24 protein-coding genes and 2 tRNA genes are annotated in these 20979 nt (G+C 61.5%); 9 read left to right on the top strand and 17 right to left on the bottom strand.

The annotated features are described in order from the left end of the window. The first annotated feature begins 3 nt into the window (after positions 1–3). The gene (locus ACYU03_RS01740; RefSeq protein WP_461887827.1) at positions 4–1086 is read left to right on the top strand and encodes a phage integrase; all 1083 of its coding nucleotides are present in this window, start codon (positions 4–6) and stop codon (positions 1084–1086) included. 36 nt (positions 1087–1122) lie between these two features. Here ACYU03_RS01740 and ACYU03_RS01745 read toward each other — a convergent pair. The 5 genes from ACYU03_RS01745 to ACYU03_RS01765 form a co-directional block, all read right to left on the bottom strand. Further along, positions 1123–1198: transfer RNA gene (locus tag ACYU03_RS01745), tRNA-Thr, on the bottom strand. Between the two features lie 98 nt (positions 1199–1296). Further along, positions 1297–1539, bottom strand: coding sequence for a hypothetical protein (locus ACYU03_RS01750; RefSeq protein WP_461887828.1), 243 nt, complete (start codon positions 1537–1539; stop codon positions 1297–1299). A 27-nt stretch (positions 1540–1566) separates the two neighbouring features. Beyond that, the gene (locus ACYU03_RS01755; protein ID WP_461887829.1) at positions 1567–1947 is read right to left on the bottom strand and encodes a hypothetical protein; all 381 of its coding nucleotides are present in this window, start codon (positions 1945–1947) and stop codon (positions 1567–1569) included. A gap of 19 nt (positions 1948–1966) precedes the next feature. Further along, a complete protein-coding gene (locus ACYU03_RS01760; protein ID WP_043211003.1) occupies positions 1967–2173 on the bottom strand; it encodes a helix-turn-helix domain-containing protein in 207 nt (68 codons plus the stop codon). Between the two features lie 9 nt (positions 2174–2182). Beyond that, entirely contained in the window at positions 2183–2761 is a 579-nt protein-coding gene (locus tag ACYU03_RS01765) for a hypothetical protein (RefSeq protein ID WP_461887830.1), read from the bottom strand. Positions 2762–3239: 478 nt separating this feature from the next. Between ACYU03_RS01765 and ACYU03_RS01770 the strand changes: the two genes are divergently transcribed. Further along, the gene (locus ACYU03_RS01770) at positions 3240–3599 is read left to right on the top strand and encodes an SMR family transporter (protein ID WP_461887831.1); all 360 of its coding nucleotides are present in this window, start codon (positions 3240–3242) and stop codon (positions 3597–3599) included. After that, positions 3593–3922 carry a multidrug/spermidine efflux SMR transporter subunit MdtI gene (mdtI, locus tag ACYU03_RS01775; RefSeq protein ID WP_461887832.1) on the top strand — a complete coding sequence of 110 codons (330 nt, stop codon included), beginning with the start codon at positions 3593–3595 and terminating at the stop codon, positions 3920–3922. Before ACYU03_RS01770 ends, mdtI begins: the two co-directional genes overlap by 7 nt. A gap of 235 nt (positions 3923–4157) precedes the next feature. Here mdtI and ACYU03_RS01780 read toward each other — a convergent pair whose 3' ends face one another. The 5 genes from ACYU03_RS01780 to ACYU03_RS01800 are packed head-to-tail and all read right to left on the bottom strand — an operon-like array spanning position 4158 to position 8420. After that, positions 4158–5393, bottom strand: coding sequence for a methyltransferase (locus ACYU03_RS01780; protein WP_461887833.1), 1236 nt, complete (start codon positions 5391–5393; stop codon positions 4158–4160). 46 nt (positions 5394–5439) lie between these two features. Continuing rightward, positions 5440–6129, bottom strand: coding sequence for an ABC transporter permease (locus ACYU03_RS01785; RefSeq protein ID WP_461887834.1), 690 nt, complete (start codon positions 6127–6129; stop codon positions 5440–5442). After that, complete coding sequence (locus ACYU03_RS01790) at positions 6126–6821, bottom strand: ABC transporter permease (protein ID WP_461887835.1); 696 nt, start codon at positions 6819–6821, stop codon at positions 6126–6128. The genes ACYU03_RS01785 and ACYU03_RS01790 overlap by 4 nt, the downstream gene beginning before the upstream one ends. A 56-nt stretch (positions 6822–6877) precedes the next feature. Continuing rightward, positions 6878–7633, bottom strand: coding sequence for an ABC transporter substrate-binding protein (locus tag ACYU03_RS01795; RefSeq protein ID WP_461887836.1), 756 nt, complete (start codon positions 7631–7633; stop codon positions 6878–6880). A gap of 13 nt (positions 7634–7646) precedes the next feature. Further along, positions 7647–8420 carry an ABC transporter ATP-binding protein gene (locus ACYU03_RS01800; protein WP_461887837.1) on the bottom strand — a complete coding sequence of 258 codons (774 nt, stop codon included), beginning with the start codon at positions 8418–8420 and terminating at the stop codon, positions 7647–7649. Positions 8421–9023: 603 nt separating this feature from the next. Between ACYU03_RS01800 and gabP the strand changes: the two genes are divergently transcribed. Next, positions 9024–10424, top strand: coding sequence for a GABA permease (gabP, locus tag ACYU03_RS01805; protein WP_461887838.1), 1401 nt, complete (start codon positions 9024–9026; stop codon positions 10422–10424). Positions 10425–10528: 104 nt separating this feature from the next. On the opposite strand, the gene ACYU03_RS01810 is transcribed toward gabP, so the two are convergent. The 3 genes from ACYU03_RS01810 to ACYU03_RS01820 form a co-directional block, all read right to left on the bottom strand. Continuing rightward, a complete protein-coding gene (locus tag ACYU03_RS01810) occupies positions 10529–10972 on the bottom strand; it encodes a hypothetical protein (RefSeq protein ID WP_461887839.1) in 444 nt (147 codons plus the stop codon). 79 nt (positions 10973–11051) lie between these two features. Further along, a complete protein-coding gene (gene ppk2 / locus ACYU03_RS01815; protein ID WP_461887840.1) occupies positions 11052–12083 on the bottom strand; it encodes a polyphosphate kinase 2 in 1032 nt (343 codons plus the stop codon). 78 nt (positions 12084–12161) lie between these two features. Further along, positions 12162–12650 (bottom strand): HPP family protein, encoded by a 489-nt coding sequence (locus tag ACYU03_RS01820; protein WP_461887841.1) that lies wholly within the window; start codon positions 12648–12650, stop codon positions 12162–12164. Between the two features lie 108 nt (positions 12651–12758). On the opposite strand from ACYU03_RS01820, the gene ACYU03_RS01825 reads away from it, so the two are divergent. Then, positions 12759–13298 carry a TetR/AcrR family transcriptional regulator gene (locus ACYU03_RS01825; RefSeq protein ID WP_461887842.1) on the top strand — a complete coding sequence of 180 codons (540 nt, stop codon included), beginning with the start codon at positions 12759–12761 and terminating at the stop codon, positions 13296–13298. A gap of 109 nt (positions 13299–13407) precedes the next feature. Here ACYU03_RS01825 and ACYU03_RS01830 read toward each other — a convergent pair. The 4 genes from ACYU03_RS01830 to ACYU03_RS01845 all read right to left on the bottom strand — a co-directional run bounded on the left by ACYU03_RS01830 (position 13408) and on the right by ACYU03_RS01845 (position 17157). Continuing rightward, positions 13408–13483: transfer RNA gene (locus ACYU03_RS01830), tRNA-Phe, on the bottom strand. Positions 13484–13574: 91 nt separating this feature from the next. Continuing rightward, positions 13575–13847, bottom strand: a complete 273-nt coding sequence (locus ACYU03_RS01835; RefSeq protein ID WP_461887843.1) for an oxidative damage protection protein — start codon at positions 13845–13847, stop codon at positions 13575–13577. After that, positions 13844–14911 carry an A/G-specific adenine glycosylase gene (mutY, locus tag ACYU03_RS01840; RefSeq protein ID WP_461887844.1) on the bottom strand — a complete coding sequence of 356 codons (1068 nt, stop codon included), beginning with the start codon at positions 14909–14911 and terminating at the stop codon, positions 13844–13846. The genes ACYU03_RS01835 and mutY overlap by 4 nt, the downstream gene beginning before the upstream one ends. Beyond that, on the bottom strand, positions 14908–17157 hold the full coding sequence (locus ACYU03_RS01845; protein WP_461887845.1) for an AsmA family protein: 2250 nt from the start codon (positions 17155–17157) through the stop codon (positions 14908–14910). Before ACYU03_RS01845 ends, mutY begins: the two co-directional genes overlap by 4 nt. Before the next feature lie 435 nt (positions 17158–17592). On the opposite strand from ACYU03_RS01845, the gene ACYU03_RS01850 reads away from it, so the two are divergent. From ACYU03_RS01850 to ACYU03_RS01865, 4 genes are all read left to right on the top strand, one after another. Further along, entirely contained in the window at positions 17593–19251 is a 1659-nt protein-coding gene (locus ACYU03_RS01850; protein ID WP_461887846.1) for an OFA family MFS transporter, read from the top strand. Between the two features lie 181 nt (positions 19252–19432). Next, on the top strand, positions 19433–20026 hold the full coding sequence (hisB, locus tag ACYU03_RS01855; protein ID WP_166885280.1) for an imidazoleglycerol-phosphate dehydratase HisB: 594 nt from the start codon (positions 19433–19435) through the stop codon (positions 20024–20026). Further along, positions 20026–20664: an imidazole glycerol phosphate synthase subunit HisH gene (gene hisH / locus ACYU03_RS01860; RefSeq protein ID WP_461887847.1), complete on the top strand. Its 639-nt coding sequence runs from the start codon at positions 20026–20028 to the stop codon at positions 20662–20664. The genes hisB and hisH overlap by 1 nt, the downstream gene beginning before the upstream one ends. Then, positions 20664–20927, top strand: coding sequence for a DUF2164 domain-containing protein (locus ACYU03_RS01865; protein WP_461887848.1), 264 nt, complete (start codon positions 20664–20666; stop codon positions 20925–20927). The genes hisH and ACYU03_RS01865 overlap by 1 nt, the downstream gene beginning before the upstream one ends. Positions 20928–20979: the final 52 nt, after the last annotated feature.

Raw genomic sequence — 20979 nt, forward strand, 5'->3', positions numbered from 1 at the left:
CGCATGTCGATCAAGAAGTTACCCAGCGGTGAATGGCTTGTGGATTGCCGGCCAGAAGGGCGTGATGGGCCGCGTGTTCGCCGCAAGTTGAAATCAAAAAGCGAAGCGATGTATGCCGAGCGGATGCTGATGGGGGACGGTGCGCGAGGGGAGTTTGAGAAGAAGCCAAAGCGCGACGATCGGCGACTCAGTGATTTGGTCGACCTTTGGTACAAGCTGCATGGACAAACGCTGAAAAGAGGTGAGGAGCGGCAGCGAGCCTTGCAGTCGATGGCAGAGCGTATGGGGAATCCACGCAGCGTTGATTTCAGTGCGGCCCATTTCACCAAGTACCGCGCCGAGCGCCTCGCTGGCGAACATGGCCGAACAACCCCTGGCAACGGGATGAAGAAGGGCCAGAAGGCAAAGCCCGTCAGTGCAAACACGCTGAATCACGAACTGGCCTACCTCAGTGCCGTGTTCAACGAATTGGACCGGTTAGGGGAATGGACAGGGGATAACCCGCTGGAGAAGGTGCGGCGTCTTAAGTTCGATGAACCGGAGATGGCATACCTGGAGAAGGACGAAATCCCGACATTGCTCCGGGTGTTGGATGGGATCTCGGTCAAGGCTGGCGTCGTAGCTCGGGTTTGCCTGGCCACTGGTGCCCGATGGTCTGAGGCAGAAGGGTTGGATTCGCGCCAGGTTCGCGGTGGACGAATTACTTTCCATCGAACCAAAAACTCCAAGAGTCGTGTGGTACCTATCACCCAAGCCCTGGAGGATCAGATAAAAGCGGCCCTTCCTTTCGGGGATTGCTACAAAAAGTTCGGTGAAGCGGTCGAGACCGCAGGCATCGATCTCCCAGATGGCCAAATGACGCACGTCCTTCGCCACACATTCGCCAGCCACTACATGGCCAACGGCGGCGACATCCTGACCTTGCAGCGAGTTCTGGGCCATTCCTCCCTGACTATGACCATGCGGTACGCACATTTCAGCCCCGGGCACCTGGCCGACGTGGTCAACCTGAACCCTCTGGCTGAGCAATGTGGACAGAATGTGGACGCTGGAAAGGGTAAGAAAGCGAAAAAGGACAAGGCCTAGAAACACGAAAGCCCCGTAGTACGGGGCTTTGAGAGGTGGTGCCGGCACCAGGAGTCGAACCCGGGACCTACTGATTACAAGTCAGTTGCTCTACCAGCTGAGCTATACCGGCATAGGGGCGTCATTATAGCGATCGATTGGCGGCTGTAAACTACTTCTGTGCGTTTCCTTTGCAGGGACGTAAGTTACCGCCCGGAAAAGAGATTTCTCCTACCAGCCGCGGTGTATGGAGTTGACGCTGGGTTCAGGTTGTCCCGGGTTGAAAAACAACTTGTGGTTGTCGCAGCCGCGCTTCTTGCAGGGGCCTTGGGGGTGCAGGGGGAGGCCGCGGTCGCCGCCGAGTTCCATCGAGGGCACTTCCCAGTCGGGGGAGGTGTGCTGTGTGGGGGCGTTGCTGCAGCCGGCCAGGAGCAGGGCGAAGGTCAGCAGGGTGAGTGGGTTGGAGTTGGCCACGTTCTGGTTCCGTTCGGGTGGGTTGGATCAATTTTTGTCGAGAATGCGCTGGATGGTGCCACCGCATGCCATGTAGCAACTGTCGTAGTCACGCTCGCAGCTGTAGCTGGTCCCGCTGTTGAAGGGGTAGCTGGGGTAGTAACAGCTGTGTCGGGCGTCGTGTTTGCTCTTGCCGGCCTGGCAGTGTTGGTAGGCGCGCAGGTTGGCCTGGTACAGGGCGCGGTCGCTGTTTTCTTGCAGGCGGGACATCTGTTGGCAGTGGTTGCGCTGCATCGAGCAACTGTTGATGCAGTTCATGCCATGCGCGCTGGGCGGTGGCGAGTATCTGTAGGTATAGCTGGGGCCGCAGCCGCTCAGCAGGGCGCCGGCCAGCAGCCAGGTGGCGCAGCGTTTGGATGGGGTGTCCACGGGGTTGTACGTTCCTTGATCATTCCTCGCTGAACTCCAGCAGGTCGCCGGGTTGGCAGTTCAGCGCGCGACAGAGCTTTTCCAGGGTCTCGATCTTGAAACCCTTGATCTTGCCGTTCTTCAGCAGCGACAGGTTCGCTTCCGTAATGCCGATAATTTCTGCCAGGTCCTTCGAGCGGATCTTGTTCCTGGCCATGACGACGTCGAGTCGGATGATTATCGGCATAGGGGGCGGCTAGACATAACAGTTGTGTTCATCGCTGATGGTTTTGGCGTCACGCATGAGGAGCGAGAAGGCGCAGAGCAGGATGCCTTTCATGATCTCGTAGACGGCCTCGGATGATACACCGATCGACACGCTGAAGCTCCTTTCCCCAGCCGGCAGGTCGATGGCAAAGCCCAGGCCTTGTAGCGTGCTGACCAGTGGCCAGACCAGGGGGGTGCCGATGCACAGCAGACCGACCCACCAGAGCAGCTTGATGTTCTGCGCCGTCCAGGTCTGCCCTTTGGACAGGCGAATGAAGAACAGCCCAGTCAGGATCAGCGCCAGTACCGAAAGGCAGCTGGGGATCAACTCCAGGCCCAGCACCACGCCCATGGCGAGGTTCGAGGGCTGATAGCCGGGTGCTAGCAGCAATGGCATCTCTTCCCCATAACTTTGCAGGTAGGCAGCGAGTACATCGGGGTAGTCGAACAGCCAGAGCAGCGGTAGGCCGCCAAACTCGGCCGCGGCGGTGAGCCAGGCGAGGAAGGCGGCGAAAGCGCCGATCGCTCGTAGGCGAGAACGCGCATAGGCCACGGTTTTACTGTTCATGGGGTGCCTCCTTTCTGTGTTGAGCGGTGCGCATTATTTTCGAAAAATTATCGTAATACAATAATTAATTCTTTATTTATGAAAAGTGCGACAGTTTGACTCAGACGCTGCTGATTTTGCCGCGCAGGCTTATGCGGGTTCTGGCAGGGTCAAGATGGGATCTGGGAAAGCAGTGGGTAATATAATTTACGTACCTTTCAACAGTTCTTAAGGGCTTTTCCCTGTTTTATGAACGAAATACCTGACAAATAATTAGTCCCGTTCTATCGGTTTGACTGAATCGATGGTCTTGGCTAATCTTGTGTTCATTATGTTGAACACTAAAGCGTTTAAGCCCCTTTCCTTCTCCCGTCTGGTTTCCCGTGAACGTCACTGGACCGGCGATCTGTAGCACCTCCCCCGACATACAGCCGTTGTTGTTTTCATGTCTGTCGCCGACGCCCGAGTGCTCGGCTGTTATCGCCCGTGGGAGGGCATCATGCGTTCCTGGATCTATTTGTTCGTCGCCATCACCGCCGAGGTGATCGGCACCGCGTCGATGAAGCTCGCCGCCACCCATTCCCCGCTGCTTGGCCATGCAGTGATGTACGCCATGGTCGGCCTGTCGTATTTCTTCTTGGCCCTGGCGGTCAAACGGGTGCCGGTCGGTGTTGCCTACGCCCTGTGGGAAGGTATCGGTATCGTGCTGATCACCTTGGTCAGCGTCACCTGGTTGGGCGAGAGCCTGGGTTGGACCAAGGCCCTCGGCCTATCTGTGATGATCATTGGCATCTTGCTGATCAAGGCCGGTACCCGCTCCGCACCGTCGGTGCGCAATGGGGAGGCGCTGCCATGCTGAGCCTGAACTGGGTTCCCTTCGCTTGGCTGGGCCTGGCCATCGTGCTGGAGGTACTGGCCAACCTGCTGCTCAAGTACTCCGACGGTTTCCGCAAGCGCGGCCTGGGGATCGCCTCGATTCTGTGCGTGCTCACCGCCTTCACTGCCCTGGCGCAGGCTGTGCGGGACATCGAGTTGTCATTGGCCTACGCCGTCTGGGGCGGTTTCGGCATTCTCGCCACCGTGGCCATGGGCTGGGCGCTTTTTGGTCAGCGCTTGGCTGGCCGTGGATGGCTCGGTCTGGGGTTGCTGCTGTTGGGGATGGGATTGTTGAAACTGGCTTGAAATCCATCCATTTGGATGGCCTTAGAGCGATTGGTTGACATGCTTATGCACAAGCAGCATGTCAACAGTGCTCTAAAAGCATGCCATTTCATGCTGCCGCTGGTCTTTGCGCAAACGCCTGTTTTTGCTGGTTTTCAGTTCCCCAACGAAATAAGTGGAGCTGGGGAAATAGCGTTTGGAACGAAGATTCCATGACATTCATCACAAGCTTGTTCACAGAGTTATCCACAGGGTTTCAACCGTTGTGCGCTGACTTACCACGTTCTGCCAACAGCATGAGATTGCGCGGTGTCAGGGGTTGCTCGCAGAACACGCCGAGACGCACTTCGTAACCCTGTTCTTCGAGAAACAGAGCACGGTCCAGCGCCAGCCATAGTTCCAACGGGCGCCGGAACAGGTTGCGCACCAGTTCCAGGTTGCGTACCTGTGCCAGGCGCTGCCAGCCCGCGGCTTCCAGCGCGATCCAGTCGGGTTCGCCCTGCAACTGCACGTGCTTGAGTTCGGCCAGGTCCCGGCAATACTGGGCAAAGGATTTCTCCAGCCAACTGACCGGTAGTGACGGGGTTGGCAGGTACTCGTCGAGTTGGCGCTGCTGGCGTTGCAGCAAGTCGAAGCCCAGGCGCCGGGCCATGGAGTCGTCGCGCTGGCGCCGTATCCGGGCGCCGGCGGTGACGGTCTCGCTCAACGGCAGGCCGAGATCATCCAGCGACAGCTTCAGGCTCGAAGCACGCGCAGTTGTAGATAACGGCTGGTAGGCGTCACCCTGGATACGGTTGTAGCAGCAGGGCGCCACCGCTAGTTGCCGGCACCCCTGCTGGCTGGCCACTTGCAGCAGGCGCACGTGCAGGTCGCCGCAGGCATGCAGTGCGACCACGCTCTTGCTGGCATCCAGATGGCGTCCGCAGTTGTCGGCCATCACATCCTGTTGCAGGTGGCTGGCAGGCAAGTGGTGGTGCTCGCTCAGGGCCTGCCCGGCGGCGACCAGCGCGGCATCGAACTCCAGGCAGGTCAGTTGCTGCCCGGGTTGCAGCAGGCGGCGGCCCAGATGCCCCTTTCCGGAGCACCAGTCCAGCCAGTGGCTGGGCTGTTCGCGGAAGGCCAGGCGGCGGGCAAAGGCTTCGACCTGCTGCCACTTGCGCCCCGGCACGTTGACGTCGAGGCGATGCCCGGCCGGGTGCAGCCCGGCGTCCGGTAGTTCGCCAACGACGGCCAGTTGGCGGGCTTGTTCGGCCAGCTGTGGAAAAGGCCTGGGCGCGGGCAACTGTTCCGGGTGTTGCTGGAGCGCCTCGGCTTGCTCCAGGGAGCGCTGGCGCAGCCAAGTGGACAGTTCTGGAAGTTCGGCCTCCCAGTTCAGGCGCAGAGAGGTGAACGGCCGTGGTCGCCACAGGTGCTGGTACTGGCAGATGAACTGGTCGAGGGCCTGGAAACGGGCAAGGAGCTGGTGGCCGTGGAGGAAGGAAGTCGTGCTCATGCTCGGCTACAGAAGGCGGGGCTTGTGACAGCCCCGCGCAGTGGTGTCAGCGGCCTTGGCAGGCATCGACGCGCAGCCAGCGTTCGAGCACCTTGAAGACCTGGACCAGGATGAAAGAGATCAGCAGATAGAACACCCCGGCGGCGAAGAAGATTTCTACCGGCAGGTAAGTGCGGGCGATGATGGTCCGCGCCATGCCAGTCAGTTCCAGTAGGGTGACGGTACTGGCTAGGGCGCTGGCCTTGAGCATCAGGATCACTTCGTTGCTGTAGGCCGGCAGGCCGATGCGCGCGGCGCGTGGCAGCATGATGTAGAACAACGTCTTGGCCCGCGACATGCCCAGCGCGCGCGCCGCTTCGATCTCACCCCGCGGGATGGCCTGCAGTGCGCCCCGCAGGATCTCGGCAATATAGGCGGCGGTGTGCAGGGTCATGGTCAGCACGGTGCACCAGAACGGATCGCGCAGGTAAGGCCACAGCGCACTGCTGCGCACCGCATCGAACTGCGCCAGGCCGTAGTAGACCAGAAACAACTGCACCAGCAGCGGTGTGCCGCGGAAGAAGAAGATGTAGCCATAGGGCAGGGCGCGCACGTACCAGTGCCGCGAGGCCCGGGCTATGCCCATCGGGATGGCCAGGATCAGTCCGGCGATGACTGCGATAGCCACCAGCTCCAGGGTCAGGGTTGCGCCCTGGGCCAGGCGTGGCAGCCACTTGATGATCACTTCCCAGTTCATTGGTTGGCCCTCACGAAGCCGCGAGCGGCGCGTTTTTCCATGAAATGCATGCCGATCATGGCGAGGATGGTCAGGCCCAGGTATATGAAGGCGGCGACCATATAGAAGGTGAAGGGCTCCTTGCTCACGGTCACGGCGATCTGCGAGTGGCGCATGATTTCTTCCAGGCCGATCACCGACACCAGCGCGGTGTCCTTCATCAGGATCATGAACAGATTGCCAAGGCCCGGCAGGGCGATACGCCACATCTGCGGCAGGATGATGCGCGAGAGAATGCGGCTGCGCGACAGACCCAGCGCCAGGCCGGCTTCACGGTGGCCCTTGGGGATGGCCAGGATGGCGCCACGGAACACCTCCGTGGCGTAGGCGCCGAAGCACAGGCCCAGGGCGATCACGCCCGCAGCGAAGGCATTGAGCTCCAGTCCGGGAATATTCAGGGCTTCGCCGAGCTGATTCATCAGGCTGACGGTGCCGAAGTAGATCAACAGGACCCAGAGCAGCTCGGGAACGCCGCGTACCAGGGTCGAATATGCGCCGCCGAGCCATTGCAGCGGCTTGATCGGCGAGGTCTTGGCCAGGGCGCCGAGCAGGCCCAGGACCAGCCCCAGCAGCAGGGCGCAGAGCGCCAGTTTGACGGTCATCAGCGTGCCGGCCATAAGAGCCGGACCGAATCCGTGTAGGTCGATATTCATGGGCAGGTGTGTTCAAGGGACCGGCACCGCCCAAAGGCGGTGCCGGTCGGGGCGAATCAATAGATGCTGAACGGGAAGTACTTGTCGTTGATCTTCTTGTACGTACCGTCGGCAATGATTTCTTTCAGGGCGGCGTTCAGGTCGTTGCGCAGTTTGTCGTCACCCTTGCGAACGGCGATGCCGATCTTGTCGCTTTCGACCACCGGGTCGCCCTTGAACTCGTAGTTTTTGCCTGCATCGGTCTTCAGCCAGTCGTAGTTGACGTATTTGTCAGCCAGGATGGCGTCGACGCGGCCCGAGGTCAGGTCGAGGTAGGCGTTTTCCTGGGTGTCGTACAGCTTGATGGTGATGTCGTTGCCGTAGTTGTCTTCCAGCCAGCTACCGGCGAGGGTGGCGCGCTGGGTGCCGATGATCTTGCCCTTGAGCGAGTCCTTGTCGGTCTTGAAGTCGACGTTCTTCGGCGCGATGAACTGCAGCTTGTTGGAGTAGTAGGGCTCGGTGAAGTCAACGGCCTGCTTGCGCTCGTCGGTGATCGACAGCGAAGAGACCAGGAAGTCGAACTTCTTGGCGTTCAGGGCCGGGATGATGCCGTCCCAGTCGGAAGTGACCACCGTGCATTCGACTTTCATCTTGGCGCACAGGGCGTCACCGATGTCCTTGTCGAAGCCGACCACCTGGCCGCTGGCGTCCTTGTTGTTGAACGGCGGGTACGCCGCTTCGATACCCATGCGCAGTTTTTCCGCAGCCATGGCGTTGGCCGAAAACACCAGCGTGGCGGCAGCTGCCAGGAGGAATTTCTTGTAGGTCTGCATGCGTGTTGCTCCGTTAGCGGTTGCTGGACATGAATTGCTTACAACGCACCGAGGTCGGGTTATCGAAAACCTGCTGCGGCGATCCTTGCTCTTCGACCAGCCCTTGGTGCAGGAAGACGACTTCGCTGGACACCTGGCGGGCGAAGCCCATTTCGTGGGTTACCAGTAGCATGGTGCGGCCTTCTTCGGCGAGCGCGCGGATAACATTAAGCACTTCCTGGACCATTTCCGGGTCGAGGGCCGAAGTCGGCTCGTCGAACAGGATGACCTTGGGCTTCATGGCCAGGGTCCGGGCGATGGCGGCGCGCTGCTGCTGGCCACCGGAAAGCTGTGCCGGATAGGCATGGCGCTTGTCGTGGATGCCGACCTTGGCCAGCAACGCCTCGGCGTGCTCGATGGCTTCGGCCTTGCTCTGGCCCAGCACACGGCGGGGGGCCTCGATGATGTTGTCGAGGATCGACATGTGAGGCCACAGGTTGAAGTTCTGGAAGACAAAGCCGATCTCGCTGCGCAGGCGGTTGATCTGGCGGTTGTCGGCGGCGACCAGTTCGCCGTTCTTGGTCGCCTTGAGCTTGAGCTCTTCACCGGCGACGAGGATCTGGCCCTGGTGCGGGTTCTCCAGCAGGTTGATGCAGCGCAGCAGGGTGGACTTGCCTGACCCGGATGACCCCAGGATCGAAATCACGGCACCGTCGTGAGCGGTCAGCGAAATGCCCTTGAGTATCTCCTGATCGCCGTAGCGTTTATGCAGGTTGCGGATTTCCAGCGCGGGCGTGGCCTCGGCCATGTGCGGTCCTCATGTGTTCGGGTGCGATCCCAGCTGTTGGCGGCCTTTCCTGGCGAGCGCCAAGCTAGCATAGCGGCGGAATGACAGCCAACCAGGTCGCAAGGGCAATTGGTTGCTGGCAGGGCAGGTGTCGCATCGGTGCAGTGGACTGTCGCGCGGATGTCCGCCGGCGTGCTGCCCAGCCTAGAAGCCCTGATGAAAAAAGGCGCGATGGTGCCAGCTTTGGCCGTGCCTGGGAAGACGTTTTTGGCCGGGTATTACCCTCGACCTATTTGCGTGCTTCATGAGTTGCGCCGTTGGGTTGCGCTTTTTCGTGCACCTGTTTTGTGCGTAGGTGTTACTTAGGAGCACCTTTTGTGCAGTTGTAAGTGAGTATTTCAGTAATAACGTGTTGGCATGGCATTTTGGCGGTCTTTCGGTCAAAGGTTGGCAGAAAGGCCCCGCGGCCCCTGTTTTCCGGGGCTGCGAGATGTTTCAGACGAAAGTCATTCTCATGTGGCGCGGTTATTGCCAGAACCCCCGGCACCGGGCCGGGCGCACGTTATTGATGCTGCACACCAGGCCCAGCTGATTTGGATAGCCACTCCTTGCAAAGGTAGTTTTATGAGCGGTACGCACAATTCCAATGACCTCGCTCAGGGGCTCAAACAACGGCATGTGACCATGCTGTCCATCGCGGGCGTGATTGGCGCCGGCCTGTTCGTCGGTTCCGGCCATGCGATCGCCCAAGCCGGCCCGGCCGTGTTGCTGGCCTACGCTGCCGCCGGCACCCTGGTCGTGTTGGTGATGCGCATGCTGGCCGAGATGGCCATTGCCTCGCCAGACACCGGCTCCTTCTCCACTTACGCTGACCGCGCCATCGGCCATTGGGCCGGTTTTACCATCGGCTGGCTGTACTGGTGGTTCTGGGTGTTGGTGATCCCGCTGGAAGCCAACGCCGCAGCGGCCATTCTCCACGCTTGGTTCCCTGCCGTGGACTTCTGGGTCTTCACCCTGGTCATCACCCTGGTGCTGACCGCTACCAACCTGTTCAGCGTGAAGAATTACGGTGAGTTCGAGTTCTGGTTCGCCCTGCTCAAGGTGCTGGCCATCGTCGGTTTCATCGTCGTCGCTTGCGCGGCCATGTTCGGTTTCGTGCCTAACAGCCAGGTCAGCGGTGCCGGCCACCTGTTCGATACTCAGGGCTTCATGCCCAACGGCTTGGGTGCCGTGCTAGCCGCAATGCTGACCACCATGTTCTCGTTCATGGGCACCGAGATCGTCACCATCGCCGCCGCCGAATCCAAGGACCCGGGCAAGCAGATCACCAAGGCGACCAATTCGGTGATCTGGCGTATCTGCCTGTTCTACCTGGTGTCGATCTTCCTGGTCGTGGCCCTGGTGCCGTGGAACGACCCAGCCCTGGCCGAATCCGGCTCCTACCAGACCGTGCTGAGCATGATCGGCGTGCCCAATGCCAAGCTGGTGGTGGACATCGTCGTGCTGATTGCCGTGACCAGTTGCCTGAACTCGGCGTTGTACACCTCTTCGCGCATGCTGTTCTCCCTGAGCAAGCGGGGCGACGCCCCGGCCTTGGCCCAACGCACCACCAAGGCCGGTACCCCGCACTGGGCAGTGCTGTTGTCCACTGCTGCAGCCTTCCTCACCGTGATCGCCAACTACCTGGCGCCGTCGCAGGTCTTCGAGTTCCTGCTGGCCAGTTCCGGCGCCATTGCCCTCTTGGTGTACCTGGTGATCGCCGTGTCGCAACTGCGCATGCGTCGTCAGCGCGTGGCCCGCGGCGAGCAGATCGCGTTCAAGATGTGGCTGTTCCCAGGGCTGACCTGGGCGGCGATCATCTTTATCGTGGCGGTGCTGGTGGTCATGGCGACCCGTCCGGATCACCGTGCCGAAATCGTCGCGACGGCGCTGCTGAGTATCGCTGTGGTCGCTGCCGGCCTGCTGGTGCAGCGCAAGCGTAAGGCCGAGCGTCATGCTGCCGGGCAGGTGGCGCTGGATAGCTGACTCGCGTAGTCGAAAGCAAAAGGCCGCGCCCTGTGAGGGGCGCGGCCTTTTTAGTGGGTTGCCCGGCAGGTCACTCTGCCTAGCTGGCTTGTGTGCAGCTTGGGTCAGCCGAACTGCTTTTGCTGTTGTTGCTGCTTGGCCACGGCTTCCGAGGCTGCCACATAGGCTTCCTGGAACTCATCGCTTTCCAGCCAGGCCATGGTGGTGTCTTCGTCGGCGCCGTCGAGCCATTTACGGTAGGCAGTGAAGACCAGGACTATGTAGTCGGTGGCGTGCTCTTCCTTGTGGCCCTTGAGTACCAGTGTCAGCAACGGATCGACCAGGAATACCGAAATCATTGGCACCAGGCCGTTTTCTTGGGCCTGCTTCATTTTCTCGAACAGGTCGTTGTAGCTACCCGATTCCATGGCCTTGTTGAATACCTGCTCGACGCTGGTGCTTTCGCCACTGCTGGCCTTGACCGCCTGGCCGCTGCGTACCATGCGGTTTTGTTTGGCCTTGGTGGCGGCGCGCTTGGCGCGTTTCTGTTGCTTGCTGTTGGAGGCCATGGGCTCAACCTTGGTCAGTCTGGAAAATGCGCGTATTGAAACGCAGTTGCCTGGTAAACCCAAGCCTCGCTTGTCGTCCTCAGGCTGGCAGCGCCAGCCCGGCCTCCTGCTGTTCATCTTCCTCGAAGCCGCGCGAGGCCCGGCCTACCAGCAGTGGATCGGGCAGGTGCGCCACGCTCAGGTCCTTGCCGGGGTAGTCCAGCGAGTGCAGGAAGTGCCGGATGCAGTTGATCCGTGCGCGCTTCTTGTCATCGGACTTGATCACCGTCCAGGGCGCGTCGGCGGTGTCGGTGTGGAAGAACATGGCTTCCTTGGCGGCGGTGTAGTCATCCCAGCGGTCCAGTGACTTGATGTCGATGGGCGAGAGCTTCCAGTGCTTGAGTGGGTCGTCGCGACGCGAGATGAAGCGGCGCAGTTGCTCTTCGCGGTTCACCGAGAACCAGTATTTGAACAACTGGATGCCGCTGTTGCACAGCATGCGCTCCAGATCTGGGGCCTGGCGCATGAACTCCAGGTATTGCAGCGGCGTGCAGAAGTCCATGACCCGCTCGACCCCGGCGCGGTTGTACCAGGAGCGGTCGAAGAAGACCATTTCCCCAGCGGTCGGCAAGTGCTGGATGTAGCGCTGGAAATACCATTGGCCTTTCTCCTGCTCGGACGGCTTCTCCAGGGCGACGATCCGTGCGCCACGTGGGTTCAGGTGTTCCATGAAGCGCTTGATGGTACCGCCCTTGCCAGCTGCGTCGCGGCCCTCGAACAGCACCACGACGCGCTGGCCGGTTTCCTTCACCCAGCTCTGCACCTTCAGCAGCTCGATCTGCAGCGTGTGCTTGGCTTTCTCGTACTCCTGGCGGCGCATGCGGTTGCGGTAGGGGTAGCTGGCCGGCAGCTTGGCCGAGGTGCTGTCTTCATTGCTGCCATGGCGGGCAGTGGCGACTTCCAGGGCGACCGGCTGTTGGCTGATGGCGCTGATGTCGGTTTCCGGGACAGGAGTGGCGGCAGGTTTACGGCTGCGCGGGCGGCGGGCCCGAGGCGTGCTGGTGGTACGGGGGCCGGAGAGGGGCTCGGCTGAGGCGGGGAGTAATGGAGTGCTGGTGGATTCTTCGCTCATGGAGGGCCTGTCGGGTCGTTTCGAATGTCCACCAGGCATTCTAGGGCGACCCGATAGTGGCGTATTGATGTCGATCAATCAGTACCAGTACTTCGGGTAGCTATTGGGTTGTCGTACGTTGTTCAAGCACCAGGCCACGGCAACGATCACCAGCGATCCTGCCAGCACAGGGGTGATCACGAAGCTCAGCGGTGCATGGCTGGCGATCACCACCAGCGGGTTGGCCCCGGCAGGGGCGTGCAAGGTGCGGGTCTGTTGCATGGCTGCCAGGGCCAGGCCCACGGCCAAGGCAGCAGCCCACCAGTTATCGCCCAGGGTATGCAGCACCAGCAGGCCGACCAGGGTGGCTATTACATGGCCTCCGATGATGTTACGTGGTTGCGCGAGCGGTGAGTCGGGCATGCCGAAGGCCAGCACGCAACTGGCACCGAACGGCGCCATCAGCCAGGGCGCGGCCGAGACCTGGCTGAGCCAACCGGTAATGCCGATGGCCAGTGCTGCGCCAAGCAGTGAGATCAGGCTGAAATGCAGGGAAGGAGCAGCAGGGGCCTTGGACTTGAAGGGCATGGGCGGAGACTCCGGGCGGGAAAAGTTCGGCGAGGATACCGACCGGTTTACCTGCGAGTCAACCGATCGGTATACACTGTGTGAAACTCTCCAGATCAAAGGTGTGCCATGAGTACCTCGGACAAGATTGCTGAATCGGCGCTGCAGGTTTTCTACCGTCAGGGCTATCACGGTACTGGCGTCGAGCAACTGAGCCAGGAGGCAGGGGTGACCAAGAAGACCCTGTACCGGCACTTTCCCAGCAAGGAGGCGCTGATCGAAGCGGCGCTGCAGCGGCGTGACGAAGACTTCATGGCTCGCCTGGAAAGCGCACTGGCCACAGCAGAGCCGGCCCTGCGTGCGCTGGCCTATATCGATTTCCTTGAGGGCTGGGCGCGTAGCGGCAGCTTTCATGGTTGTGCCTTCATCAACGCTGCTGCTGAGTACGCCGATGCCGCCGAGCCTCCGCACCGGCTGGCCCATGAGCACAAGCTGAAGGTGCGGCACGTGCTGGAGCAGGTCTGCCGGGAGGCGGGGTTCAGGGGGGAAGGGGTGGCGGAGCAGCTTTTCCTGCTGGGCGAGGGGTTGATCGTCGCGTCGCAGGTCAGTGGGGCGCAGGTCTCGCTGTTCGAGGCGGCACGGCGCTTGGTGGAGGCATTGGCCAGGTGACGAGCTCATCGCCAGCTGACGCTGGCTTTTACCTGGGCATTGCGTCCAACAATAATCCCAGACAAACAAAAAACCCCTGAATCTCGCGATTCAGGGGTTTCGGTATTAGTGGTGCCCAGAGACGGAATCGAACCGCCGACACGGGGATTTTCAATCCCCTGCTCTACCGACTGAGCTATCTGGGCAACGGGGCGCATTAAAAGGGTTTTTCAGGTTTGCGTCAACGACTTTTTGAAAATTTTTTAAATTAATTCCGTCGCTTACGATTTTTCGGGGTCATTCGCTAGGTGGAACGTAGCCTTCGGCCTTGGCGTAGTCCTCGCCGGAGAAGAACTTGTCCATTTCGCCCTGGAGGAATTTACGGTCCTCGGCGTTCATCATGTTCAGGCGCTTCTCGTTGATCAGCATGGTCTGTTCCTTTTGCCAGTCAGCCCAGGCCTTCTGCGAAATGTGCTCGTAGATGTCTTGGCCTTTGGCGCCCGGGTACGGTGGGCGCTCCAGGCCTGGCAGTTCTTCTTTGTATTTGCGGCACATTACGGTGCGGGTCATTGCGGCTCTCCTGCAATCAATTCGTCGGCCGCGCGTTTGAGCAGCTTCTTGACCGGGGCGGCAAGGCCCAGGCGCGGCGGGGTGGCCAGGTTATACCAGAGCCAGTCGGCCTCGGCCACGTGCTGGCCGACCGGGTCGACACGCACCAGCCAGGGTTCGATGGCCAACTGGAAGTGGCTGAAGGTGTGGGTCAGGTTGTCCATGGCGCGGCTGTCGGCCAGGCGCAGGCCGTGCTGGTAGGCGAGGTCGTCGAGTTGCTCGAGGCTGTCCAGTTCAGGCAGGCTCCACAGCCCGCCCCAGAGGCCGCTGGAAGGGCGGCGGTAAAGCAGGATGGCGCCTTCGTGGTTGGCCAGCAGCGGCATCAGCGTGCGCTTCTGAGGCAGCGTCTTGCGCGGCTTGGGCACTGGGTAGCGGGTTTCCTGGCCGAGCATGTGCGCTTCGCAGCCGCGTTGCAGCGGGCACAGCAAGCAACTGGGCTTGCTGCGGGTGCACAGGGTGGCGCCAAGGTCCATCATCGCCTGGGTGTAGTGGTTGACCCGGGCGTGTGGAGTGAAGCGTTCGGCGTTGGCCCACAGGGCATTGGCCACCTTGGGCTCGCCCGGGTAACCCTCCTGGGCGGTATAGCGGGCCAGCACGCGCTTGACGTTGCCATCGAGGATCGGTGCACGCAGGCCCATGCTGATGCTGGCGATGGCGCCAGCGGTGGAGCGGCCGATGCCGGGCAGTTCGGTGAGCTGCTCGACGCTGCGCGGGAATTCGCCGCCATACTGCTCGACGACGATCTTCGCCGCCTTCTGCAGGTTGCGTGCACGAGTGTAGTAGCCAAGCCCGGTCCACAGGTGCAGCACTTCGTCTTCTGGCGCCTCGGCCAGCGCCTGCACGGTCGGCAGGGCCTGCATGAAGCGATCGAAGTAGTTGAGCACGGTGCTGACCTGGGTCTGCTGCAGCATGATTTCTGAGACCCACACCCGGTAGGGGGTGATGCCCTGTTGCCAGGGCAGGTCATGACGGCCATGGCGGTCGTACCAGTCGAGTACGGCGCCGGAGAACTGCTCGGGGCTCATCGTTTGAACAACCCCTTGAGTGCGTCCTTCAGCTCCGGGCTGACCTTGTCGCCCAGCTTCTCGTCGATCTTCTCGTTCAGTTTTTCGTTGATGCGGTTGCCGGCCAGCTTGGCGGCAACCTTGCCCAGCCCATCCTGGTCCAGGCGGCAAGCCTTGGCGCCCAGCTCCAGTGGGCCACGGCAGCGCAGCGGCAGTTCGACGCCGACGTAGCGTTCGTTGACCTGGCAGGCTGGGTCCGGCATGGCGCGCTGGTCGCCTTCGACGACCACGCCGACGTGGTAGTCCATGCCCAGCACGCGCAGGTCGAGATCGCCATTGCCGTTGACAGCCAGGCCAGGGATACGCGCCTTCAGGTCTGGGTTGCTGGCAACGCCGTTACGCACGACCAGGCTGCCTTTGAGCTCCTGGAAGGGTGTGTCCTTGCCGCGTGGCTCGCCGCTGAGCTGCTTGCGGTTGAGGGTGGCGATGGCCTGGCACAGCTGCTGCTCCAGATTGGCATTGACCAGCACGCCATCGCTGATGGTGAAGCTGGCGTTGCCGTTGAGGGTATCGATCAGGGCCTTTTGGCTGTTGCCGGAGGCGGTCAGGTCGCTGGACAGGGTCAGCAGGCCCTTGACTGGTGGGGTCTGGTTTTCCCCTTCCGTCTTGATGAAGTGCTCCACGGGCACGCGATTGATCTTGGTGCTGACGCCGACTTGCGGAACGGCCGGACGTACGTCGAGGTTGCCGTGGGCTTCGAAGCTGCCGTTGTAGAGGCCGCCGCGTAGGGTCTCGAGGGTGACCAAGCCGCCCTGGCCACGGGCTTTGAGACTGGCGTTGCTGATCGGCAGCTTGTCCAGCGTCAGTGCGCCGAAGCTCAGGTCGGCTTGCAGATCGAGCTGGCGCAGGCGGTCCACCGGCAGCAGCTTGTCAGTGCTCCAGGCCACTTGGGTCGGGGCGTTCGGCAGGGGAGTGGTGCCAGTCACGGCGCGGGTCTCCTGCTGCTTGACCTCGGCCTGGCGCGCGGCGCTGGCGCCTTTGGCTTCCTCGCTCTTGGCCGGCAGGTAGCGGTCGGCATCGAAGCTGTCGCCCTTGAGTTGCACGCGCAGGGCTTGCTTGGCGAAGTCCTCGACGGCGATGCGGCCACTGAAGGTGCTGTCGTCAAGCTTCACAGCCAGGTCGTTCAGGGCCAGGCTGTTCGGAGTGCCTTGCAGGCGGCTGACCAGCTCGACCTTACCGAATGCCTCCGGGTCGGTGGTGGCTGGCAGCGGATGGCCGACGCTGTCGAGGAAGGTGCGCAGGTTGAACTGGGCGATCGACAGGCCGCCGCTGAGCTGCGGGGTTTTGTCCAGGTCGCGCAGGCTCAGCTCGCCGAGGGCACGCAGTTGGTTGGCCGAAACCTTCAGGCCATTCCACTCGGCGACGTTGGCAGCCAAGTCGACCAGGAGTTGGCCTTGGGCGGCAAAGGTCATGGTCTTCCCGGCCAGGGGTTCGCCCGAGGTTTCGCCGCTCAGGCGCATGTCTTCGAAGTTGTAGCGCTTGAGCTTGCGGTCGAAGCGCAGCTCGCCACTGAGTTCGGTGCGGGCGCGCAGGTTCGGCTCGCCGACATTGAGGAAGGCGGTCATCTTCACCGGGATGTTCGAGCCTTCATGCACCGCGCCAGTGCTCAACTGGATGCTTTCGGCTCCGAAGGTCTGGCCGGTCTTGGCATCGGTGTACTGCACCCGGGCGTTGTTGACGGTCAGGCTGTCGATGTCCAGTTTGACCATGCGTTCGTTGCCGCTGTCCTGGCTTGGCTTGGCTTCGTCCGCCGCTGGGTTGCCGGACGCTGCGGCAGGCGCGCCGTTGGCGTCTTGTGCCGGCAGCGGTTTGCCGATGTCTTCCCAGTTGCCGTGGCCGTGCTCGTCGCGGGCCAGGTTCAGGTTCAGGCCTTCGACGCGTACGTCGCTCATCTGTACTTCACGGCGCAACAAGGGCAGCACACGCACGGACAGGCCAAGCATCTGCAGGTCGGCGAACGGCTCCTTGGGATTGTTCAAGGTGGCGACGCTGGCTTCATGCAGCTCAAGCCCCAGCCAGGGGAACAGGCTCCAGCCGATGTCGCCGTTGAGCGTCAGCTCGACGTGCGCCTTGTCGCGAGCCAACTGGCGAATCTCGTCTTTATAGTCGTTGGGATCGAACAGGTGGGTCAGGGCGAAGCCCAGAGCCACGATGATCAGCAACAACCCGAGAAGCCCAAGCCCCAGGATTTTGCCGAACGCTTTCATGGGCGAGTCCTTGTAGTCGATTTTTCTGAAAATTCAGCCGCAGAGTATAACGCCGTGACTGCGGCCCCTGAGTATCCGACAAGAGATACAGGGCATTTCCTACAAACGTTTAAGTGCAATTTGGCTTTGGCGCTGGGTCGAAAGGCAGGCCGGCAGATACTTTTGCAGAGGCGCGGCCGAGTGCGGCCAGGTCGCCTGCACCAGGATTTCGACAGCCAGGGGCATCACAGTTCCTTGAATGGATTCAGCCGATGCAAAAACAACAGTGTCAGATGGCTTTCATTGGCTGCGGCAAATGCTAATCTTGCGCCGCTTTTGGTGCGAGCTGCGGCCTTTTGTCGCGTACGTTGCCGAAAACGGCCGGAATCACCTGCGTGCATTCATACCAGAGCCGGGCATTGAATCCATAAGCGCCTACCTACAAAGGAACCACGCATGAACAGCAGCATCACGGCAGGGGGTATCGCGACAGCACCGGGTTTCCTGTCCAAGGAACGCATCATTGCCCGCCGGGGCTTCAACCGTTGGCTGGTACCTCCAGCCGCATTGGCCATCCACCTGTGCATCGGCATGGCCTATGGCTTCTCAGTGTTCTGGCTGCCACTGTCCCAGGCGATCGGCATCACCTCGCCGGTGGCCTGCGCGCCGGACATGGGGTTCATCGCCCGCCTGTTCAGTGCTGACTGCGACTGGCAGATCTCGATGTTGAGCTGGATCTACACCTTGTTCTTCGTCTTCCTTGGTTGCTCCGCTGCGGTTCTGGGCGGATGGCTGGAGCACGCCGGTCCGCGCAAGGCTGGCCTGGTCTCGGCGCTGTGCTGGTGTGGCGGCCTGCTGATCTCGGCGCTGGGCGTGCATACCCATCAGCTGTGGCTGATGTGGCTGGGTTCGGGGGTGATCGGCGGGATAGGTCTGGGGCTGGGCTACATTTCGCCGGTGTCGACGCTGATCAAGTGGTTCCCGGACAAGCGCGGCATGGCCACCGGCATGGCGATCATGGGCTTCGGCGGTGGCGCGATGGTTGGCGCACCATTGGCGACCGCCTTGATGAGCCATTTCGCTACGGCGCAGGAGGTGGGGGTATGGCAAAGCTTCGTGGTCATGGCGCTGATCTACTTCGTGTTCATGACCGGGGGCGCGCTGGCCTACCGCGTGCCGCCGACCGGCTGGAAGCCGGAGGGTTGGACTGCCCCGCTGAAAAAAGCCAACGGCATGATCACCAATCGCCATGTACACGTGAGTGTTGCGTGGAAAACCCCGCAGTTTGCTTTGATCTGGCTGGTGCTATGCCTGAACGTTTCCGCTGGCATTGGCATCCTTGGCATGGCTTCGCCGCTGCTACAGGAAGTGTTCGCGGGCAAGCTGCTGGGCAATGAGCTGAGCTTCAGCGAGCTGAACAGCGCGCAACTGGCGCAGATCGCTGCCATCGCCGCAGGTTTCACTGGCCTGCTCAGCCTGTTCAACATCGGCGGACGCTTCTTCTGGGCCTCGTTCTCTGACTACATCGGGCGCAAGAACACCTATTTCGCCTTCTTCGCCTTGGGCGTAGCGCTGTATGCGCTGGTGCCGAACATGGGGCACCTGGGCAACGTGGCTCTGTTCGTCGCGGCGTTCTGCATCATCCTGTCGATGTATGGCGGTGGCTTCGCCACGGTGCCGGCCTACCTGGCCGATTTGTTCGGTACCCAGATGGTCGGCGCCATCCATGGTCGACTGCTGACCGCCTGGGCGGCGGCAGGCGTGCTGGGCCCGGTGCTGATCACCTACCTGCGCGAGTACCAACTGGCGTTGGGTGTGGAGCGGGCGGCAGCCTATGACATCACCCTGTACATCCTCGCCGGCCTGCTGGTGCTGGGGTTCATCTGCAACATGCTGGTGCGCCCGGTGGCCGACAAGTACTTCATGACCGATGCCGAGCTGGCTGCAGAGCGTGCGCTGAGCCATGACCAAGGGGCTGACAGCACGTGCTCCCTGGAGTGGAAGGCCGCGCCGGGCAGCCGGCCTCTGGCGGTTGCCGCCTGGCTGGTGGTGGGCGTACCGCTGGCGTGGGGGATCTGGGTGACGCTGCAGAAGACGGCGGTGTTGTTCCATTGACCTGACGCCATACCGGTAGGAGCCAGTGTCAGCTGGCGCTGGCTCCTATCCTGGAGACTGCAACACCCAAAAAGAGTGATGCGAGACAATTTCCCCTGCCATATGTCATCCGCGTTTCAAGCCGTGCGCTTCTGGGCCTATAATGATGCCCTTTTCGCCCAATGATTTTGCGGAGCTGGTGATGGTCGAACGTAAGGCTTCCGTCGAGCGCAATACCCTGGAAACCCAGGTCAAGGCCTCGATCAACCTGGATGGCAGCGGCAAGGCCCGATTTGATATCGGCGTGCCTTTCCTTGAACACATGCTCGACCAGATCGCCCGGCATGGTCTGATCGATCTGGACATCGAGTGCAAGGGCGACCTGCACATCGACGACCACCATACCGTCGAGGACGTCGGCATCACCCTCGGCCAGGCGTTCGCCCAGGCTATCGGTGACAAGAAGGGCATCCGCCGTTACGGCCATGCCTATGTGCCGCTGGACGAGGCCCTGTCGCGGGTGGTCATCGACTTCTCCGGCCGTCCGGGCCTGCAGATGCACGTGCCCTACACCCGCGCATCGGTTGGTGGCTTCGACGTCGATCTGTTCCAGGAGTTCTTCCAGGGCTTCGTCAATCACGCCTTGGTGACCCTGCACATCGACAACCTGCGTGGCCACAACACCCACCACCAGATCGAGACGGTGTTCAAGGCCTTCGGCCGTGCCCTGCGCATGGCGGTGGAGCAGGATGAGCGCATGGCCGGGCAGATGCCGTCCACCAAGGGTTGCCTCTGATGCAGACAGTAGCCGTTATCGACTATGGCATGGGCAATCTGCACTCGGTGGCCAAGGCCCTGGAGCACGTGGGTGCCGGCAAGGTCCTGATCACCAGTGATGCAGCGGTAATCCGCGAGGCTGACCGCGTGGTGTTCCCTGGTGTTGGCGCGATCCGCGACTGCATGGCCGAGATCCGCCGCCTGGGCTTCGACAGCCTGGTCCGCGAGGTCAGCCAGGATCGTCCGTTTCTCGGCATCTGCGTAGGTATGCAGGCGCTGCTGGAGCGTAGCGAGGAAAACGATGGCGTCGATTGCATTGGCCTGTTCCCAGGCCAGGTGCGCTTCTTCGGCAAGGACCTCAAGGAAGACGGCGAGCACCTGAAGGTGCCACACATGGGCTGGAACGAAGTGACCCAGGCCGTCGACCACCCGTTGTGGCACGACATCCCCGACCGCGCGCGTTTCTACTTCGTGCACAGCTACTACATCGCCGCCGGCAAGCCGGGCCAGGTGGTCGGTCGTGGCCACTATGGGGTCGACTTCGCTGCGGCGCTGGCCGACGGTTCGCGCTTCGCCGTGCAGTTCCACCCAGAGAAGAGCCACAGCCACGGCCTGCAACTGCTGCAGAACTTCATCGCCTGGGATGGGCGCTGGTAATGAGCCGATCGCGGACCAAAGCCCCGGTCATCACACTGGCCCCTGAGCAGGAGCGCGAGGCGCTCGATACCTTGAAGCACTTTCTCGAAGACCGCTTCGAGCTGCAGCTCGGCTCGTTCGAGGTGGCCGAGGTCCTGGAGCTGTTCAGCAAGGAAATTGCACCGCATTACTACAACAGGGCGATTGCCGATGTTCAGCTGCACCTCAAGGAGCGGTTCGAGAGCATCGAAAGCGACCTGTGGGCGTTGGAAAAGAGCAGCTGAAAGCCACAAGTTTCAGGCTGCAAGCTTCAAGTGAATTACGTCTGGCGCTTTT

It is taken from the genome of Pseudomonas sp. X10, assembly GCF_054889225.1.

Bases quoted from the DNA above. Each gene is read 5' to 3' on its own strand.
- ACYU03_RS01740 (WP_461887827.1), top strand. From the start codon at position 4: ATGTCGATCAAGAAGTTACCCAGCGGTGAATGGCTTGTGGATTGCCGG.
- ACYU03_RS01760 (WP_043211003.1), bottom strand. From the start codon at position 2,173: ATGCCGATAATCATCCGACTCGACGTCGTCATGGCCAGGAACAAGATC.
- ACYU03_RS01765 (WP_461887830.1), bottom strand. From the start codon at position 2,761: ATGAACAGTAAAACCGTGGCCTATGCGCGTTCTCGCCTACGAGCGATC.
- ACYU03_RS01770 (WP_461887831.1), top strand. From the start codon at position 3,240: ATGCGTTCCTGGATCTATTTGTTCGTCGCCATCACCGCCGAGGTGATC.
- mdtI (WP_461887832.1), top strand. From the start codon at position 3,593: ATGCTGAGCCTGAACTGGGTTCCCTTCGCTTGGCTGGGCCTGGCCATC.
- ACYU03_RS01780 (WP_461887833.1), bottom strand. From the start codon at position 5,393: ATGAGCACGACTTCCTTCCTCCACGGCCACCAGCTCCTTGCCCGTTTC.
- ACYU03_RS01785 (WP_461887834.1), bottom strand. From the start codon at position 6,129: ATGAACTGGGAAGTGATCATCAAGTGGCTGCCACGCCTGGCCCAGGGC.
- ACYU03_RS01790 (WP_461887835.1), bottom strand. From the start codon at position 6,821: ATGAATATCGACCTACACGGATTCGGTCCGGCTCTTATGGCCGGCACG.
- ACYU03_RS01795 (WP_461887836.1), bottom strand. From the start codon at position 7,633: ATGCAGACCTACAAGAAATTCCTCCTGGCAGCTGCCGCCACGCTGGTG.
- ACYU03_RS01800 (WP_461887837.1), bottom strand. From the start codon at position 8,420: ATGGCCGAGGCCACGCCCGCGCTGGAAATCCGCAACCTGCATAAACGC.
- gabP (WP_461887838.1), top strand. From the start codon at position 9,024: ATGAGCGGTACGCACAATTCCAATGACCTCGCTCAGGGGCTCAAACAA.
- ACYU03_RS01810 (WP_461887839.1), bottom strand. From the start codon at position 10,972: ATGGCCTCCAACAGCAAGCAACAGAAACGCGCCAAGCGCGCCGCCACC.
- ppk2 (WP_461887840.1), bottom strand. From the start codon at position 12,083: ATGAGCGAAGAATCCACCAGCACTCCATTACTCCCCGCCTCAGCCGAG.
- ACYU03_RS01820 (WP_461887841.1), bottom strand. From the start codon at position 12,650: ATGCCCTTCAAGTCCAAGGCCCCTGCTGCTCCTTCCCTGCATTTCAGC.
- ACYU03_RS01825 (WP_461887842.1), top strand. From the start codon at position 12,759: ATGAGTACCTCGGACAAGATTGCTGAATCGGCGCTGCAGGTTTTCTAC.
- ACYU03_RS01835 (WP_461887843.1), bottom strand. From the start codon at position 13,847: ATGACCCGCACCGTAATGTGCCGCAAATACAAAGAAGAACTGCCAGGC.
- mutY (WP_461887844.1), bottom strand. From the start codon at position 14,911: ATGAGCCCCGAGCAGTTCTCCGGCGCCGTACTCGACTGGTACGACCGC.
- ACYU03_RS01845 (WP_461887845.1), bottom strand. From the start codon at position 17,157: ATGAAAGCGTTCGGCAAAATCCTGGGGCTTGGGCTTCTCGGGTTGTTG.
- ACYU03_RS01850 (WP_461887846.1), top strand. From the start codon at position 17,593: ATGAACAGCAGCATCACGGCAGGGGGTATCGCGACAGCACCGGGTTTC.
- hisB (WP_166885280.1), top strand. From the start codon at position 19,433: ATGGTCGAACGTAAGGCTTCCGTCGAGCGCAATACCCTGGAAACCCAG.
- hisH (WP_461887847.1), top strand. From the start codon at position 20,026: ATGCAGACAGTAGCCGTTATCGACTATGGCATGGGCAATCTGCACTCG.
- ACYU03_RS01865 (WP_461887848.1), top strand. From the start codon at position 20,664: ATGAGCCGATCGCGGACCAAAGCCCCGGTCATCACACTGGCCCCTGAG.